The organism is Polyangiaceae bacterium, assembly GCA_020633235.1.
In the GTDB taxonomy this organism is placed as follows: domain Bacteria; phylum Myxococcota_A; class Polyangia; order Polyangiales; family Polyangiaceae; genus JACKEA01.
Genome location: JACKEA010000011.1, coordinates 75,743 through 91,581 on the forward strand (window position 1 = coordinate 75,743; position 15,839 = coordinate 91,581).

Annotated in this window: 13 protein-coding genes; 6 read left to right on the plus strand and 7 right to left on the minus strand. The window is 64.5% G+C overall.

The window, feature by feature from the left end; all coding sequences use genetic code 11:
- Positions 1-967 precede the first annotated feature (967 nt).
- The 4 genes from H6717_41310 (at position 968) to H6717_41325 (ending at position 4,639) form a co-directional block, all read left to right on the plus strand.
- Positions 968-1,264, plus strand: coding sequence for a hypothetical protein (locus H6717_41310; GenBank protein MCB9583545.1), 297 nt, complete (start codon positions 968-970; stop codon positions 1,262-1,264).
- 562 nt (positions 1,265-1,826) lie between these two features.
- Complete coding sequence (locus tag H6717_41315; GenBank protein MCB9583546.1) at positions 1,827-2,504, plus strand: OmpA family protein; 678 nt, start codon at positions 1,827-1,829, stop codon at positions 2,502-2,504.
- 108 nt (positions 2,505-2,612) lie between these two features.
- On the plus strand, positions 2,613-4,136 hold the full coding sequence (locus H6717_41320) for a mechanosensitive ion channel (GenBank protein MCB9583547.1): 1,524 nt from the start codon (positions 2,613-2,615) through the stop codon (positions 4,134-4,136).
- Positions 4,137-4,156: 20 nt separating this feature from the next.
- Complete coding sequence (locus H6717_41325; protein MCB9583548.1) at positions 4,157-4,639, plus strand: hypothetical protein; 483 nt, start codon at positions 4,157-4,159, stop codon at positions 4,637-4,639.
- On the opposite strand, the gene H6717_41330 is transcribed toward H6717_41325, so the two are convergent.
- Positions 4,624-6,114, minus strand: coding sequence for a hypothetical protein (locus H6717_41330; GenBank protein ID MCB9583549.1), 1,491 nt, complete (start codon positions 6,112-6,114; stop codon positions 4,624-4,626). The genes H6717_41325 and H6717_41330 overlap by 16 nt on opposite strands.
- Positions 6,115-6,290: 176 nt before the next feature.
- On the opposite strand from H6717_41330, the gene H6717_41335 reads away from it, so the two are divergent.
- Entirely contained in the window at positions 6,291-8,498 is a 2,208-nt protein-coding gene (locus tag H6717_41335) for a cobalamin B12-binding domain-containing protein (GenBank protein ID MCB9583550.1), read from the plus strand.
- Positions 8,499-8,921: 423 nt separating this feature from the next.
- Here the strand turns inward: H6717_41335 and H6717_41340 are convergent, their stop codons facing one another.
- The 4 genes from H6717_41340 to H6717_41355 all read right to left on the minus strand — a co-directional run bounded on the left by H6717_41340 (position 8,922) and on the right by H6717_41355 (position 12,393).
- Entirely contained in the window at positions 8,922-10,364 is a 1,443-nt protein-coding gene (locus tag H6717_41340; protein MCB9583551.1) for an ImmA/IrrE family metallo-endopeptidase, read from the minus strand.
- Positions 10,365-10,850, minus strand: coding sequence for a hypothetical protein (locus tag H6717_41345; GenBank protein MCB9583552.1), 486 nt, complete (start codon positions 10,848-10,850; stop codon positions 10,365-10,367).
- A gap of 89 nt (positions 10,851-10,939) precedes the next feature.
- A complete protein-coding gene (locus H6717_41350) occupies positions 10,940-11,089 on the minus strand; it encodes a hypothetical protein (protein ID MCB9583553.1) in 150 nt (49 codons plus the stop codon).
- 593 nt (positions 11,090-11,682) lie between these two features.
- Positions 11,683-12,393, minus strand: a complete 711-nt coding sequence (locus H6717_41355) for a hypothetical protein (GenBank protein MCB9583554.1) — start codon at positions 12,391-12,393, stop codon at positions 11,683-11,685.
- A 187-nt stretch (positions 12,394-12,580) separates the two neighbouring features.
- Here H6717_41355 and H6717_41360 point away from each other — a divergent pair, with 187 nt between their 5' ends.
- Entirely contained in the window at positions 12,581-13,669 is a 1,089-nt protein-coding gene (locus H6717_41360) for a hypothetical protein (GenBank protein MCB9583555.1), read from the plus strand.
- Here the strand turns inward: H6717_41360 and H6717_41365 are convergent.
- Together H6717_41365 and H6717_41370 are read right to left on the minus strand one after the other, a co-directional pair.
- Positions 13,659-14,999, minus strand: coding sequence for a DNA cytosine methyltransferase (locus tag H6717_41365; protein ID MCB9583556.1), 1,341 nt, complete (start codon positions 14,997-14,999; stop codon positions 13,659-13,661). The genes H6717_41360 and H6717_41365 overlap by 11 nt on opposite strands.
- Complete coding sequence (locus H6717_41370) at positions 14,996-15,811, minus strand: hypothetical protein (protein MCB9583557.1); 816 nt, start codon at positions 15,809-15,811, stop codon at positions 14,996-14,998. The genes H6717_41365 and H6717_41370 overlap by 4 nt, the downstream gene beginning before the upstream one ends.
- Positions 15,812-15,839 lie beyond the last annotated feature (28 nt).

The window sequence follows — 15,839 nt, forward strand, 5'->3', positions numbered from 1 at the left end:
ACGTCGATCAATTCGTCGTCGGAACTGCGCCAGACGGTGTGAAATTCTGCCTCGACCCACACGCCCGGGAACAACCAGAGGCACCAACCGTAGACGGCCTCCCCACCGTCCGCGCCCGAAGCAGTCGCCGACAACGCCACCGCCGGTAGGGCGCACTTCTACCTGAACAGGAGGATCTTGGCAGTCCAGCTTGTGGACGAGCGAGTTGACGTATCTATCGATGGTCGGCGGAACGATGGTGTCGCCCATGGTGGGCATGCTACCGCCGGCTCGGCGGACAAATAGAGCCTCCAACGGCGCCATTCAGCGCCTGCCGAGCACCCAGGGGGGCTTCGCACGTGTGCCAAGCTCGTGAGATGGCGTCGTCCGAAGTCTCCTATGAGCGGCTCTTCCAAGACGAGTACAGGTGGCTCTGCGACGTGCTCGACCTGGCACCCGTGGACCTGGTGTTAATCCCTGATGACGACCTGGAGGTTGACCCTAGGTACGGGGGAACACCCCGTAGAATCGAGACCCGATACTCCCAACATGACGCCAGCGTCGTCCGGAGTACTGCGACCTCGGAGAGCGGTGAGCCGCCTACGTGGAGCACCACCGAAGCGGAAGGCTACCTATTCTGGGAAGAGTGGCGCACAACATTGTGGCACGAGGTTTCGCACCAAGTACAAGACGAGTGCGGGTTCGGCTGGGACGCCACTGTGGAGAATGGGCACGGCTCGACTTGGTCCGCCGCGCTGGATTGGATGGCTCGGCGGCTTGGATGTCCATCTGGCGAGACACTCAAGCGCCTCCTCGCGTAGACCGAGTCATCTCGGACGCCCCTTGGTGCACCTGGGTGCAGTGGGACCCGCCCTAGCGAGTCGAGAAACCGGACGCACTAGGAGGCACGGCACGTATCGCAGCCCTGGCAACTTGGCAGGATCCGCGTCCGCTGCCCTTCTTTGATCTTCCACGTACAGGGTGACAGATGCACAAGGTCGAGAGTCCTCTTGGCCTCGCAGTGCTCGATGAACTGCACCAGCGACGCATGCCGGTGGAACCACTCGCTCTGCTCAACGCGGGCGATTCTAAAAAAGTAGTGAAGCCATTGCTCTTCGCGCTCTGTTCCGACGGCGTGAAAGCGCATCTTGAGCTTCCGAGGGTTGCCAGTTTGCAGGGTGCTCAGGCGATAGCTTTCTCGGAACTGCGTGCAGTGACCGATCTTGATGTGCAAAACCTCGTCGTCGGGCCCGAGTTCTTCCACGAAGTAGACGCTTGTGCCTGACATGGGTGCCGTCACCTACGTTACAGCGATCCCTGGCCTCTTTGGCCCTCCAATTGTCGGCGAATCGTCAGCACTCGCCGCAAGGAGCCGCTTGTGGGACAGCCCCCTTGGAGCCATGGCCGCTGCGCAGAACTAAGCCGACGGGGACGGGGCCTCAGACTCGACGAACCTTCGACCTGTCGTGGAACTGTCGCGGCAACGGACTTTCGGTCCGGTGCCTGCGGGCTGGTGCGGAAGTCAAACCGGGAAACTGAAAGAGGTTCCGCAATTGGCCGCATCATCCCGCAGCGTTGTCGCGGTGCGGGGACTTCGAATCCCGAGGTCGCAGGGTTCGCATCCCGCCCGGGCGCGCCGAGCGCGTGGACCTTTGAACGAGGTACAACAACGCCGCCACCGTGACGGCCCGCGGTCCTCGTTCTCGCTTGGCCAGCTCAAGTAGCCCTCACACCGCCTTGGCGCGCAGGGTGGCGAACGCGACGCGACCCTGGGTTCCGGGCGTCGCGACGGCGGCGATACCCTCCTCGGCGCTGGCGAACCCGTTGTGCCAGACTTGGGGAGCCTGATGTCGCAGCTGCTGACCGCCAAGCTGAGTGACGCGGAGTTCTTCCCTCTCGTCTTGGCGGCGATCGTGGTCGCGGCCTGTAGCGCTGCGAAGAGCGACGTGCGACGTCCCGCACAACCGCTCCGCGATCACGGCGAAGGCCGTACGAGTGCCAGTTGCTCCAGTGCGGAGGACTCGGTCTTCTTCCAGGGTCGGCAGCGCTGTGGCTGCTGGCATGGCAAACGACGGTGTCGCACCGACGACACTCCGAAGTGCTTTCGCAGTGGTCTTTGGTACTCGAAGTATTGGCACATTGACCTGACACAAGGCGGGAAGACGGTTCGTTGCACGTGTGGGGGCGTCCGTTGGGACTGCGAGGACATCAGCGATGCATGGCTTCGTCCGCCCCACGTGCTCTTCCAGCCCGAAAGCGTCGAGCTCTCGGCGCGGCAGCGCGAAGAGCTCACGGTTTGGGTACGCGAGCTCTCGGCTGATGCCGAGAGCGCGGTGTTTGTCATAGGCATCGCCAACGCGGAAGAGCGCGGAGACGCCTCCGCACTCGCACGTCGGCGTGCCGACGTCGTGCGAGAGGCACTGGTGCGCCTGGGCGTGGCGCCCAGCCGTCTGACTCTGGGACCAGTGGAGTCGGGAAAGGCCGGTCTGGTGATCTTGCGGCCGCGTCTCGACCCTCCAGAGTGAAGTCTCGCTGCCGTCGCGCTGTCGTAGACGGGGCGGGCCTTGATCGAACGCATCCGATGGCCGTCTTTGCTCGGTAGGGGCCAACTAAGGCGATATGCTCAGCCCTTCATGGGCTGGCTCGGCCATACACTGACGGAAGCGAAGAGCGCGGGAACGCTGTGGCTCCTCGCGTTGGTGCTGCTGAACACGCTGCTCTCGCGCACCAATCGGGAACGGCGGCTGGTGGTCACGCCGCTGGTGCTCTTGGCGCTGCACCTGATCATGGTGCTGGTGCTCGGCGTGCTGAAAGGGCTGGGCAGCGCTGGGCATACCGAGGCCCGCCTCGCAGCGCTGATCTTCGGAGCCATTGCCGCGACGACGGCCCTCGGTTCCATCGTCTTCAATCAGGTCTTGGCGCGCCTCAAGCTTCGCGTGCCGCGCATCCTGGAGGACGTGGTGGTCGGTGCAGCTTCGGTGATTGCCGTGCTCACGGTGGCGTCCCGCACCGGTCTCAATCTCTCCGGCCTGATCGCGACCAGCGCGGTGCTCACCGCGGTGGTCGGCCTCTCGCTGCAAGACACGCTGGGCAACATCTTGAGCGGCCTGGCGCTGCAGACCGACGACTCCATCCACGTGAACGACTGGATCAAGGTCGGCGACATGGTCGGCCGCGTGAAGGAGATCCGCTGGCGCTACACGGCGATCGAGACGCGCAACTGGGAGACGGTGATCTTTCCGAACAGCATGTTGGTCAAGGGTCAGGTGATCGTCCTCGGGCGTCGTGAGGAGCAACCGACGCAGTGGCGTCGCTGGATCTGGTTCAACGTGGACTTTCGCTTTCCGCCGCCGGACGTGCTCGCGGCAGTGAACGAGGCGCTGGCGGCGGCGCCCATCGAACGGGTGTCGGACAAGCCCCAGGCTCACGCCATCTTGATGGATTTCAAGGAGAGCTACTGCCGCTACGCCGCCCGCTACTGGCTCACGGACTTGGCCGTGGACGACCCCACGGACAGCGCCGTGCGCGTGCGCATCTACTTTGCGCTCCGCCGCGCCGGCATTCCGCTGTCGATCCCGGCGCATGCCATCTTCGTCACGGAAGAATCGAGCCAGCGCGAGCTTCAGAAGGGCACGGAAGAGCACGAGCGAAGGGTACGGATGCTCGCCGGCCTGGATCTGTTCGACAGCCTGAGCTCGGACGAGCACGCGGCACTGGCGACGGGTCTGCGCTATGCGCCCTTCGCCGCAGGAGAAACGCTCACGCGACAAGGCGCTGAAGCGCACTGGCTCTACATCGTGGAGTCCGGCGAGGTCGCGGTGATGATCCGCGACGGTAAGACGGAGAAAGAGGTCGCGCGCATTGGCGCGGGGGAGTTCTTCGGTGAGCGCTCGTTGCTCACCGGGGACCCGCGCTCCGCCACCATCGTGGCCAGGACTCAGGTTGAGTGCTGGCGTCTCGACCAGGCCGTGTTTCGCGAGCTCCTCGAACGGCGTCCGGAGATCGCCGAAGAAGTGGCGGAGGTTCTCGCTCGGCGAGAAGCGGAGCTGGACCAAGTGAGGGAGGACCTCAGCCAAGAAGCCGCCGCGCGCCGCATGGCGGAAACCAAGACGGACTTGGTGGCGCGCATCCGGAGCTTCTTCAAGCTCGACGACTGATTTGCTACACGTGGGGGAGGATGCCGGATCTCGAGTGGTTCGTTCGCGACGACCTCGTGCAGATCGCCGCGGACCGCGGGGTGGCCGTCGCCCAGTTCAAGGGCGTGCCGGAGCCGAGCGCGTACGCGGCTTATCGACGCGCGTTGGACGCTGCCGTCGCCCACTCCGGCGCACGGGCCGTCGCCGTCCACCTGGCCCGGCCCTCGCAAGCCAAGGCGGACCGCACCCGCATGAACGCGGAGCTCTCCCAAATGCTGCGCGACTACGACCAGAAGCTCGGCGCCGTGGGTTTCGTCATCCTTGGTGAGGGCTTTTTGAACGCGATGCTGCGATCCATGGCCTGGCTCGGCATCACGACGGTGCGTCCCAAGACGCCCATCAAGATCTTCGACGACCCCAAGCTCGCCAGCGCCTTCGCGGCAGGTGCCGCCGGGCGTGAGGAGCGCGACGTGTGGGACGTCGTGTCCCAGTTCCAGAGCGAGGTCGGTCAGTCGCCGCACTGACCGGCGACGCTGCCGATGCCGTTCTTGAAGCCGGAGCGGATGTAGCCTTCGCGCGCCGCCGGCGTCTTCAGGGACTCGTAGGCCGGCGTGGGCTTGAAGCCGTCCTTGAACAGCTTGTAGGCGGTCTTGCAGTCCTTGGCGCGGGCCGCGCAGATCGCCGCCCAGTGATGAATGCCGTCCTCCGCGCCGTGAGCGGGCACGTTCTTGATCGTCTTGAGCAACTTCTTGGCGGTGAAGTACGACTGCTCGCACTCCTTCGCCGATGCGCCACCCTTCACGTAGCCCTCCACGATGGTGTGCAGCGCGACCAGGAGCTGGTCTCGCGGCGCCATCTTGCCGCGACAGAACTCGCCCACCAGGGCGTCCACGGCGTCGTCGTCGTTCGAGTACTTCCCCGGGCCCCGCTGCTCGACGTACTTGCGCGCCAGCTGTCGACCCGCGTCACACTGGCCGGCGAGCATCAAGCATTTGGGGCGTTCCAGGTCGAGGCCGGAGCTCGCTTCCGTGGACGGATGCTTGGGATCCAGCGCGTCGTGCTTGTCCAGCTCTGCCAGGCAGCTCTTGCCGTCGCCGGCCCGCAGCTTCGCCTGCGCGGCCAGGTAGCGGTCCTTCGCCTCGGCGGACATCTCGACCGTTTCGGCGACCTTGCCGGCGGCGTTCAAGGAGCTGTCCGTGTCCGGGGCGCGTTGCGCCGCGTGGTCCGGGTTGTCTCCGGGCTCGATGGGGCGCAGCGTCAAGCGGATGGGCACCTTGCAGCTCGCGATCTCGTGGGCGGCGTCGCTGGTGCAGCTGGCGAGATCCCCGCCGTGCTTCTCCGCACTGTCGTGGCGCTTCTGCTCCCCGCCGGCGCCAAAACCATACAGGCTGCCGCCGGCGCTCAAGCTGCTTTCGGAAGTGGAGCCCAGGGCGAACGCGCCGAGGTTGTAGCCGTAGACGAAGTGCGTCGCGCCTTGGCAGGCGGGGTTCTTCTGAATGTCGCCCTGATACAACCCCGGGCGCGTGGCATTGCGCGTTCCCGCGACGAAATACTCCATGCGGAACTTCTCGCCGCCGGCAACGCGGCCGCTCAGCTCGCCGACGCCCAGGGGGAGCTTGGCGTACAGATCTGCTTCCGAGCCGATCTCGACGCGCTCCAGTGACCCTGCCGTCCACGACACCGGACGGTAGGCGCTGTACGCGCCGGGTATCGCGTCGTCCCGACACCCATCCAAAATGCGGAGCTTGCAGCCTTCGTACTGAACCACCACCACGTCCCGCTGCGCCAGGCTCTCGAAGCTGGACATGTCCGTGGCATCCCACTCGATGACGAACGGACGCTCGTGGTTTTCCGGGTTGCACTTGTTCTTGCCGGCGAAGGTCTCACCCATCAGCCCGCTCTGGCCGGACTCCCGCTTGGGCGTGGTTCCGGGTGCCTGCCCCGCCCCGCACGCCGTCAGCCCGAGAAACACGACCACGACCAGATGCCGCTTCGTCATCGGGCTGGGCATAACATGGGTGTTGGTCCGTCGCGATCGCCGTCGCTGCGCTCCTTGCGCGTGAACACGCTGGGACCTCGCGCATGCGCAACTTGTGCGCGAGCTCGCGCCAACAATCGCGTGGTTCCGTCGGGGCACGTGCATTGCACGATCCGGCGCTTTCCTTGGAGGCGGTCATGGACGTGGTGCTCATCGGCGCGGATTTCGAAGAGAACCTGGGCGTCGGCGCGATTGCAGCGGTAGCGCGGCAGGCGGGCCACGCGGTGGGCGTGGTGCCCTTCAACGTGCCGGCGCAGGCGCAGGGGATCGCCGAGCGCGTCGCTCGTGCGAAGCCCGACGTGGTCGGGCTCAGCATGCAGTTCCAGCATCGCGCGCACGAGTTCTTGGCGCTCTCTCGTGCACTACGGCGTGCGGGCTACCGCGGGCACATCGTTGCCGGCGGACAGTTCGCGACGCTGGCCAACAAGGACGTACTGGAAGGTCGCCACGGAGTGGACAGCGTGGTGCTGTACGACGGCGAAGAGACCTTTGGCGAGCTCTTGGCCGCCCTGGAAGGCGGTATGTCTCTCGAGAACGTGGCGGGTCTCGCGCTATCCGGTCCCCTCGGCGTGCGTCACACTCCGGCGCGGCGTCTGCTGGACGACTTGGACCAGCTGCCGTTTCCGCTGCGCTATCGCGAGCACACCCGCCACGTCGGCATTCCATTCATTCCCGTGATGGCGGGGCGCGGCTGCTGGGGTCGCTGCAGCTACTGCTCCATCACCAGCTACTACCGCGAAGCAAAGCAGGCCGGAGGCGGACGCACCTTCCGGCAGCGGACTCCGAAGAGCGTGGCTCGGGAGATGGCGGACCTGTACGACCACGCCGGTGAGCCCTGCATCTTCTGCTTCCACGACGACAATTTTCTGCTGCCCAAGCCCGCGGACTCGCTCGGGCGCCTGCGCGCGATTCGTAGTGAGCTGAACGAGCAAGGCGTGGGCACCCTCGGCATGGTGGGCAAGTGCCGTCCGGAAACCCTGACGGACGATCTGGCTCAGGAGCTGGCGAAGCTGGGCGTGATCCGGCTGTACGTCGGCGTGGAGAACGCCAGCGAAGAGGGCGCCGCGCACTTGGGTCGCGGCAAGCAACACCTGGCCATCGGCGCGGCGCTGTCCGCCTGCAGGAAGGCGGGCATCTTCGCCTGCTACAACCTGCTGATCTTCGAGCCGGGCGCGCACATCGAGGACGTGAAGACCAATCTGGAGTTCATGCGCGCCCACGCGGACCATCCCGTGAATTTCTGTCGCGCGGAACCTTACGTGGGCACGCCGCTCCAGGAAGAGCTGGCCGCGAGCAGCAACCTGGGCGGTAGCTACCTGGGCTTCGACTATCGCATCGGGGACGATCGCACGGAGCTGCTCTTCCGGATCGTCGCGGCGGTGTTTCGCGAGCGGAACTTCCGCCCCGACGGCGTGGCCAACCGCACCATGGGGCTCGGCTACACCGTGCGCGTGATCGAGCACTTCTACGAAGACCCGCGCGGCGAGCGCTTCGCGCTGTCTCGGCGCGCCGCAGCGCTGACTCGGCGCATCACGCTGGATACGGCGGAATACCTGGAACGCGCCATCGATCTGGCGGAGAGCGCAGACCTCTCCGACCGCGACGCGATCGAGCGGCGCGCCGCATTGCTCGGCCTGGAGGTCGCGGCAGCCGACGGCCTGTGGCAGCGCGAGCTGGACGCGCTGCACGCCGAGTTCGAGGCGTTCGTGGAGAGCGCCGGGCGCCCCGCGCCGGCCGCGCGCGCCCGGCGTGCCCTCAGGATCGCCCGCAGCGTGGCCTTCGGCGCCACGCTCGTCGTGGGCACTGGTGCGGTCACCGGCTGCGGCGGTGAGAGCACGACCACCGGCGTGACCAAGGACGCCGGCAAGGACGTCGCCGTCGTGGATCCTCCGCCGCCAGACGCGGGCCAGGACGCCATCGTCGTCGACCCCGTGCCCGACGACTCGGGTCTGGACGCCGGCAGCGACAGCACCGTGGTGGATCCGCCGCCGGTGGATGCCGGCGTAGACATCAACGTGGATCCCGCGCCCCAGGACTCGGGGCTCGACGCCCAGCTCATCGATCAGTGGCGCGAGACCACGCCGCGCCGTTCGCGCCGCAGCGACGACCTGCCGCTGTTTGCGCCGCCCGATGTGCGCCTCTCGGCCGTGCGCGATGGCGATCGCATCGCGGTGACGCTGAACGGCGGTCCCGACGCCATCAGCACTCGCTGGCAAGCCGATGGCGCCGTGGAGGGCGAAGGACGGGAGGTGCACTGGACCCCCGCCGAGGACGATCAAATCTGCGTGGCGGTGCGCACCCAAGGTGGCGTCGCGTTTGCCACCCTCCGCGCCAAGGCGGTGTGAAGGCTACTCGAGTTGGCCGCCGTCACAATCAAGATCGAGGACAGGAGGCCGTCACGGAGCAGGCGCTGTAAGTACGAATTGTCGTGGCGGCGTTGTCCTACGACAGGCAGTACCCGAAAGATCAACGATCTCGGCGCGCCCCGCCGGATTCGAACCTCCGAACACCGGATTCGAAGTCTCCGTCCCACGACAGCGCTGCGGCCTGATGGGGCCAAGTGTGGAACCTCTTTCAGCTTCGGTGCTCCGCGCCCGCACCAGCCCGCATGCACCGGACTGAAAGTCCGACGCCACGACAGTTCCACGACAGCCCGGGCTTGCGCTGCCGACATGCCAGAGACCAAGGTCTGGGCGACGGAACTACGGGGCACCAACGGACCTGGAATCCACCACTGCACCAAGCCGCACAAAGGAGCTTGGTGCGGCCTACTTCCGACCACCGGAACCGACCGTCCAGAGGAACCTGTCGGGACGGGAGACCTGCTTGCGGAGAACCGAGAACGTCGGCCAGCTCATTGCATACTTGCTGTTGTAAGCCTGCCAAGCGACCAGTTCGGCGCTGGCGCCGTAGTGCTGCTGGAGGGTCTTCAGCACCCCCAAAACGTCTGTGCCCTTCTGAAACGCACGGCCCGCGACCTCCATCGGGACCAACAGCTCCGCGGCGAAGGCGCCAGCCCGTTGCTCGACAGGACGGAACACGTTGCCGCCGATGACCTCTGCAAGGGGAAGCGCAGCAGTCCGGTCAAGCAAGAGGTGGGTGATCTCATGCGCAAGCGTCGCACGTCGTCCAGGCTCTTCGCAGGAATGTCGTCCGTGGGGATTCACCAAGATGATTGGGCCATGCGATGGTCCCCAACACGCAACTGCCTCGATGTTCTCGTCATCGATGCCGAGTTCATCGATCTTCACGTTCCACTGTGCGAGTAGTGTTCGAGGCTCGACACGCTCGTCGGGCCCTATGTTGAGCCTTTGTCTCAACCAACGGGCCATTCGGTAGCCGACAAGTGCGGGCTTCGTGTCGCCGTTGCCAGCGCCCAGTACGCTTTGTGCATTGACCGCCATCTGGTCAAGCTCTGGCGTCTGCACCTTGGGCGCCGCCCTCATGCACGCGATGATTGCCTTTACGACGGACGCATCCGTCGTAGGCACCGACATCCTTGCAGCAGCGAGAAGTTCGTTCGACGAGAATGCGTCTGGCGCTTGCTGCGGGTCGATCTCGAACGTCCCGGATACGTCGCCATCAGCCAGCTCTGACAGCTCGCCGGTGCTCACCCCGACCGCAATTGCGGCAAGCTCGGACGAGCTTCGATCCATCCGCCGCTGCCACGCATTCGCAAGGTCTGTCCAGCGTTCGTCGGTAGACGAAGCGGTTCGTCGAACCACCTTCTCCACAACCCCTTCGAGTGCCTCGAACACCAGCTCCGATGAAAGTAAGGCGCCCGATGTCTTACCGACAACCCAGGCTCGTAGCCCTTCGCGAACCACCCAGAGCTGCGGCAAGAGCTTGCCCTGAACTCCCATAGCGAGGTCATGCCGATGCCGGAACTCGAACATCATGTTCTCGTTCTCCGCCGCCTCGTCCGCGTCCATCGAGTCCAGCCACTCTTGGCTTATGGCAAGGAAGGTCTTGGGGTCGCGGACCACTGGTCCCGCTGGCCACCCGTTTTCGAGAACCAACCAGCTCCACACTTCGGCCAGGTGCTCCGCAAGCTCGCCCCAGGTCCACCGAACGCCCTCCGAGCCGTCCGCCGTCTTGCGGCCCCAAAGCACCTCGTCGCCGAGCTTGACGCACAACCGCCCCCAGGTCGGATCAGTGTCCGCCTTCTGCTCCTCCCAGGTGAGGTCGAACGTGAGTTCGGGGTCAGCCATCTAGGTGTACTTCTCGGTCTCTTGCATCCAATTGTCGAACTCGGCTTGGGCGCCTTCCTTTGTGGCGAGCGCCCGGAGCTGGTCACGAACGGCTCGCGGGATGCGGTTCTTCACATCGGGAAAGCCGTGGTAGTTGCGCGTGTTCCCTCGCCGGTGGGCCCGGTAGGGCACGCCCTTGTAGGTGTTGAACACGTACTTGGGGATCGGGCTGCGGTCGGTTGCTGGGCTCCAGCGGACGCCCTCATCGAGAAGTCGCTGCGCCAGTTCGGTGTCGATCTCGGACGAGCACTTTCCAACGAGGGCACCGTCTTCATCCTCGGTGACACGAGCCACTGCCGAAGTCCCACGGTGCTTCTCGCGGTGGTTCAAGTCCGGGTCGTAGGTCAGTTCCACCGGCTCCTCAAACGCGGCGAAGCCTAATGATAGCAGCCCCGCCAGCGCAAGAGGCGCCCGTGTCAAGCCACAGTTGAGCGCAGTTTGTTGCATGCGTCCTAAGGGACGCAAGAAACGCGCCTGCGGCGGCGGCGAAGTGAACCGCTGTTCAGGAAGCGAGGGACGCCGCCGCCGGTGAATGGTCAAGCGAGCCAGAGTATTGGCGCCTCGACTACCCAGCTCCCGAACACCTGCACCAGCTCGAACAGGTCGTCGGTGCCGGCGTGGGCGATCCTCCCGCCCTTCTCCACGAAGTCCGAGAGCTGGTTCGCCAACAACCGAGCCGCCAGCATCAACGCCTGGAGCGTGTCGCTCTCCGCTAATGTCGGGGTGGCGCACGCCCAGCCCCTCGATCCCGCAAGGGCACTTCGCTTCCTGCTCGTCCACCGTGTACGGCAAGCCGGGTCGGTCAGTCTTCGTCATCATCTTCTTCCGACTCGGGTGCCTCGCTGGAGCGTAATCGCCATCGGATCGCCAACAGAAGCAGGTTCCGATGGCTGATGCTGCTGACCTCGGGACCGGAAACGGAGATCGCTAGCTCTGCTGATAGTTCGCGAGCAGCATCGCTTCGGATCTCAGTGTCTGACTCTTGGAGGGTGGAACCCCTCGCGTTCAGGCGACGCCTTTAGGAGGCTCGCGGTGCGTTCTATTGGATGAGTGAATACCGCCGGGCCGCTCATACCGTCTACCGGTTTAGAGTTTCAAGACATCGAAGAGCATGACGACGATTTCAAGGTCACCGAGTGTGAGCCTGCGTCGCCGGTGATGTCTTCAGCCGCCGCGATTGTGTTCAGCACCTCCGACAACTCGTTCACTTCACCCTGTGTGACACGCTGCCGAGAAACGTCGTCCGGTAGTTGGGCAACACCTGCGAGTTCGTCCACGGTCACTCGCCGACTCGTGGCGCGTCGTTGCCAACGACTCGTCCGACGAACGAGGCGCTTCGTTCCCGCCCCCACTGGTCGAAACCCAAACGCTCGCCCTCCGCCACGCCCAGATCCGTGGGCAGGCGGGCAGGGCCCGTCGCGTGACCGAGAGCCGTAACTTCCTTGTTTGCCGTGTCGTCGAGGACTTCTGCGAGTGGAATCAAGTCGGCCGATTCCGGCATCACCGCCAACTCAGACACCCGAAGGGAGGGAATCGCACCGACACGCAACTGCGCTGCTGGCAAGCCTGTGGTGAAGAACTCGAACGGCGTGCCGCCATCCAAGAGGACGTGGAGCATTTCCACTCCAGCACCGCGCCCCTTCTTGAACGCCGCCGCCCCGTGAGATTGCTTGCCCGTGAGCGTCCACGAAGTGCCAAGGGTTCGGTAGGCGTCCATCAGTAGAAGGAGGGGAGGTACCTTCTGTTCGGGACTTGCTGGTCCGTCGAAATGAGCACGAAGCCCGGGAATTACCGCACCATGGAGCAACTCTATCTTCGCTCGAATCTCGTCTGCATCGAAGTCGGCTGCCGAACTGATCACCTCTTGCGCAGCGGTCAAAGCGTAGATTTCCTTCCGGAGGTCAAGCGCACGGAGTAGCTTGCTCTCCTCGCGGATGGCACTCTCGACCCTATCGAACCCAGAAGTTGTGTCGTTGCGCAGGACTTCCATGCCGTCGAGTACGGCCTGGAACCCCCGGACGTTGGTTCAGGCTGCCGATCTTTTGCGGAGACTTGGGATCCCCGCCGCACTCGTTGACGGAGCGCATCGCAGATCCTCGCCGTGCGTGTCTGCGCGTCTGCACGGCGGTCGATAGGAGGTGGTCTCGGAGCGGGACTCCCACTAGTCTGCCGTCGGAATGGCCCCCAAGAAGCAGGCTCGACAGTCCGGGTCTCCGTTCGGACAGGCAGTTCGGGCGAAGGCCATCGAGGCATACTTCGCGAACACCGACGCGGTGACGGCCGACAACGCCTGGGAGCACGTGTACCACCTGCTCCTCTCGATCGACCGGCGGACAAGGCTGGCGCACGTGATGGATTCAAATCACATGCAACCCGGCGGTAGCTTCCATGGCCGCGCCGTGCTGTTCACCGACTTGCTTTGTGGCCGTTGGGGAATCGAACGAAAAGAGCTGCCCCCCACGTTGGACCACTTGTTCCGCGCCTGCGTGGAGGAGTACCTCAAGCAGCGGGAGCAGCAGCTCGCACGTGCCGTCGAACGGACCGTGGACCAGATCGTGGAAGCTGGTGGAGGAACGGAAGAGGTCGAAGAGTCGGTCTCCGAGTTCCTCATCGACATCGCCGATCTGCTCGTGGCCAGACTCGGGCTTGAGAAAACCCGCGAACTGGTCGAAGTCGTAGCCGAGATTGAACGACGGGCCGAGCACTACTTCACTATCGAGAAGAAGCGACAGAACGTCCGCGGCGAAGGCTTCGAGGACACGCTGGAGTGGCTTCTCCTGAATGTCTCGGGCGTGCCACGGGAGCAGTTGGTCGTGCGCACGGCCGCCAACAACCTGCCGGGCTTCAAGAAGCCGCTCACGTCCGCTGGGAAGCGAAAGGACAAGGTGCCCAAGCCCGACCTGGCGGTCACGACGCCTGCGGGCGACCTGACGCGATGGATTCTTACGGCGAAGTGGAGTCTGCGGCAGGATCGACTCGACCAGTTTGGACAGGAAGCCGCGTACTACCGGGCCAACAAGATCCAGGCCCCATCCGTGGACTTCGTGCTGATGACGAACGAGATGGATGTCGCCCGACTGCGTGATGTCCTCTCACCTCCCGAAGGTCCTGGCGGTTTCCACTTCAACCGTGTGTACCACGTGAACCGGGACCTACTGGAAGAGACCCACGGCGAGCGGTTCGCTCCGTTGAAAGTCTACAAGGAGGAAGCTCGGCTCCTTTCGCTTGCCGACCTCCTGAAACACGCGGAGACCCTCAGACCGTAGCGGTCCTCTCGGCCACCCGGAACGAAGGCTGCCGGGACGCCTTGTAGCGGGCCGGACGGATCAGCGGAAGCAATGCCTCGCCGATGGCCTTGCCCAGCAGCGGGGGCACGGCGTTACCAACCTGGGCGTAGCGGCTGTGGCGGTCGCCGTTCAGGAAAGTGTAGGAGTCCGGAAAGCTGTGGAGCCTGGCAAATTCTCGGACCGACAAGGCCCGCAGGGCCTCGTAGTGGTAGACGCAATCCGTCTTGGTATTCAGCGTCCAAGAAAAGTAGTCCGGGTGCAGCTTCCGGTAGGCGTAGTAGTGCTTCCGGCTCAGCTCGTCGCGGCCGATGTCGGGGCCCCACTTCGTCCCGTTCAGGTAGCGACCTTGCAGCTCGGGCGGGATGTCACGGAAGTTCCCGCCCTGAGGGATAGCAGCGAGCCGTCTGGTCGTGTCTTCGCGGATCGAAGGTACATCGCCGTTGTAGACCTCGGTCAGCGAGCCCCGCATTATCCGCTGATAGGCGGTCGTTGCCTTTCCTGGGTAGCGGAACGCTTCGTTCGAGGGCTTACGCTCTAGCCGCTCGGCGGGCTTCCATCCGACAAGGTCCCCGATGGCCTGTTGGACGGTGACGAACTCCAGGTTGTCCGGATCCAAGAGGCGATCGAGCACGCTCATCTCCCCCATTGCGAGCTGCTCCTCTGGCATCCGATAGAATGGACGGCTGCGCCGGTCCAGGGAGCGGATGAGCTGGAACCGCTCAGCAGCGCCGGTGCGGCGAGGGAAGCGGGGATCAAGACCCATGTCGGAACGAACCCCTACAATCAGAACGCGTCGTCGAGTCTGCGGAACTCCGTAGTCCGCTGCATCGAGGATCGACCACGCCACGTTGTAGGAGCCATTCATCCCAAGGTCGCGGAGGATCTTGCCGCCGACCTTGCCGCCAGCCAGGTTCTTCATGCCGACGACATTCTCCATCACGAAAACCTTCGGTTGGAGCTGCCGCACGATGCCCAAGAGATGACGGTACAGGGAGTTGCGGGGGTCGTCCGTTTCCCGATCGTGGTTGCGGACCTGTGAGAACGCTTGGCACGGAGGACCGCCTGCTACCAAGTCGATCTCCTTGCCCTTTGTGGCCGTCAGGATCTCCTTCCGGACCTTGGCGCTCGTGATGTCCCCGGGGACGAAGATTGTACCGTGCTTGGTGTGGTTGTCGCTGTAGGTTTCCGCGGCCCACTCGTCCCAGTCGTTGGCCACCACTGTCTGATACCCCGCAAGGCGAAGACCTTCCGAGAGGCCCCCAGCACCAGCGAACAGATCGACGGAGAGCGGTTTCGATGTCTTGCTCATAAGAGATTCCGTTGGCAGGAGCGCGACAGCGTACAGGTGCCGCATGACGGAGCTGTTGGACGACACACCGTCTGTCCGTGAGCGACGAGGTTCACATGGAGCCCATGTCGGTACGCAGGAGCAACCAGTTGCTGTAATTCGTTGTGCAAGGCTCGGCGCCTGTAGATGGCGTCCCGCTTGAGCACCCCGTATCGCCGAAAGATGCGGAACGTGTTCGAGTCAACGGGGAAGACGCGATGGCCGAACGAGTACAGGCGGATGCACCGGGCACCTTTGGTGTCTAGCCCCGGAAGGCGCCGCAGCTCTCGCTCGGCATCCGCCTCATCTATGTCTCGAAGCGCGTTCAAACTGTACGTCCCGAATCTCGTGCGGACAGATTCAAGCAGGTTGCGCACCAGGAGCGCACGCGATTTCTGGAACCCGCTAGGACGTAGAATGTCCTCCAGGTCCGGGGCCGCTGCGACAAGTTGCCACGTCGTGTATCTCGCTCGCAGTGAAGTATAGACGGAACGAGCACGCTCCAGGTCCGTCTGGTATGTCAACAAGATGTACACACCTTCGGACAGGGGATCGGCTTGGTTCCCCAAATCCGGAGTGCCATGTACCGACTGGAGGTGGCGAGCCATCGAGCGAATGCGCCGCCGAGCACGCTGGTCGTCGGGTTGCCAGCTCGGCGAAAGGCCACTCGGCGAATCCGCCACGGTTACCGCCAGCGCCCAGGATGCCCCATCGTGTCCATCTTGTAGCACCGATGGACGAGCATGGAAATGGCCGCTTTCGCAGGTTGCTCGGCGTCGGAGCGAGGCCCACATGGCGGTACTACGTACTGCGGCCACGCGG

Coding starts and splice junctions, on each gene's coding strand:
- H6717_41340 (MCB9583551.1), bottom strand. CDS start 10,364: ATGGCTGACCCCGAACTCACGTTCGACCTCACCTGGGAGGAGCAGAAG.
- H6717_41320 (MCB9583547.1), top strand. CDS start 2,613: ATGGGCTGGCTCGGCCATACACTGACGGAAGCGAAGAGCGCGGGAACG.
- H6717_41335 (MCB9583550.1), top strand. CDS start 6,291: ATGGACGTGGTGCTCATCGGCGCGGATTTCGAAGAGAACCTGGGCGTC.
- H6717_41345 (MCB9583552.1), bottom strand. CDS start 10,850: ATGCAACAAACTGCGCTCAACTGTGGCTTGACACGGGCGCCTCTTGCG.
- H6717_41315 (MCB9583546.1), top strand. CDS start 1,827: ATGTCGCAGCTGCTGACCGCCAAGCTGAGTGACGCGGAGTTCTTCCCT.
- H6717_41365 (MCB9583556.1), bottom strand. CDS start 14,999: ATGAGCAAGACATCGAAACCGCTCTCCGTCGATCTGTTCGCTGGTGCT.
- H6717_41325 (MCB9583548.1), top strand. CDS start 4,157: ATGCCGGATCTCGAGTGGTTCGTTCGCGACGACCTCGTGCAGATCGCC.
- H6717_41350 (MCB9583553.1), bottom strand. CDS start 11,089: ATGCTGGCGGCTCGGTTGTTGGCGAACCAGCTCTCGGACTTCGTGGAG.
- H6717_41355 (MCB9583554.1), bottom strand. CDS start 12,393: ATGGAAGTCCTGCGCAACGACACAACTTCTGGGTTCGATAGGGTCGAG.
- H6717_41370 (MCB9583557.1), bottom strand. CDS start 15,811: ATGTGGGCCTCGCTCCGACGCCGAGCAACCTGCGAAAGCGGCCATTTC.
- H6717_41310 (MCB9583545.1), top strand. CDS start 968: ATGCACAAGGTCGAGAGTCCTCTTGGCCTCGCAGTGCTCGATGAACTG.
- H6717_41360 (MCB9583555.1), top strand. CDS start 12,581: ATGGCCCCCAAGAAGCAGGCTCGACAGTCCGGGTCTCCGTTCGGACAG.
- H6717_41330 (MCB9583549.1), bottom strand. CDS start 6,114: ATGACGAAGCGGCATCTGGTCGTGGTCGTGTTTCTCGGGCTGACGGCG.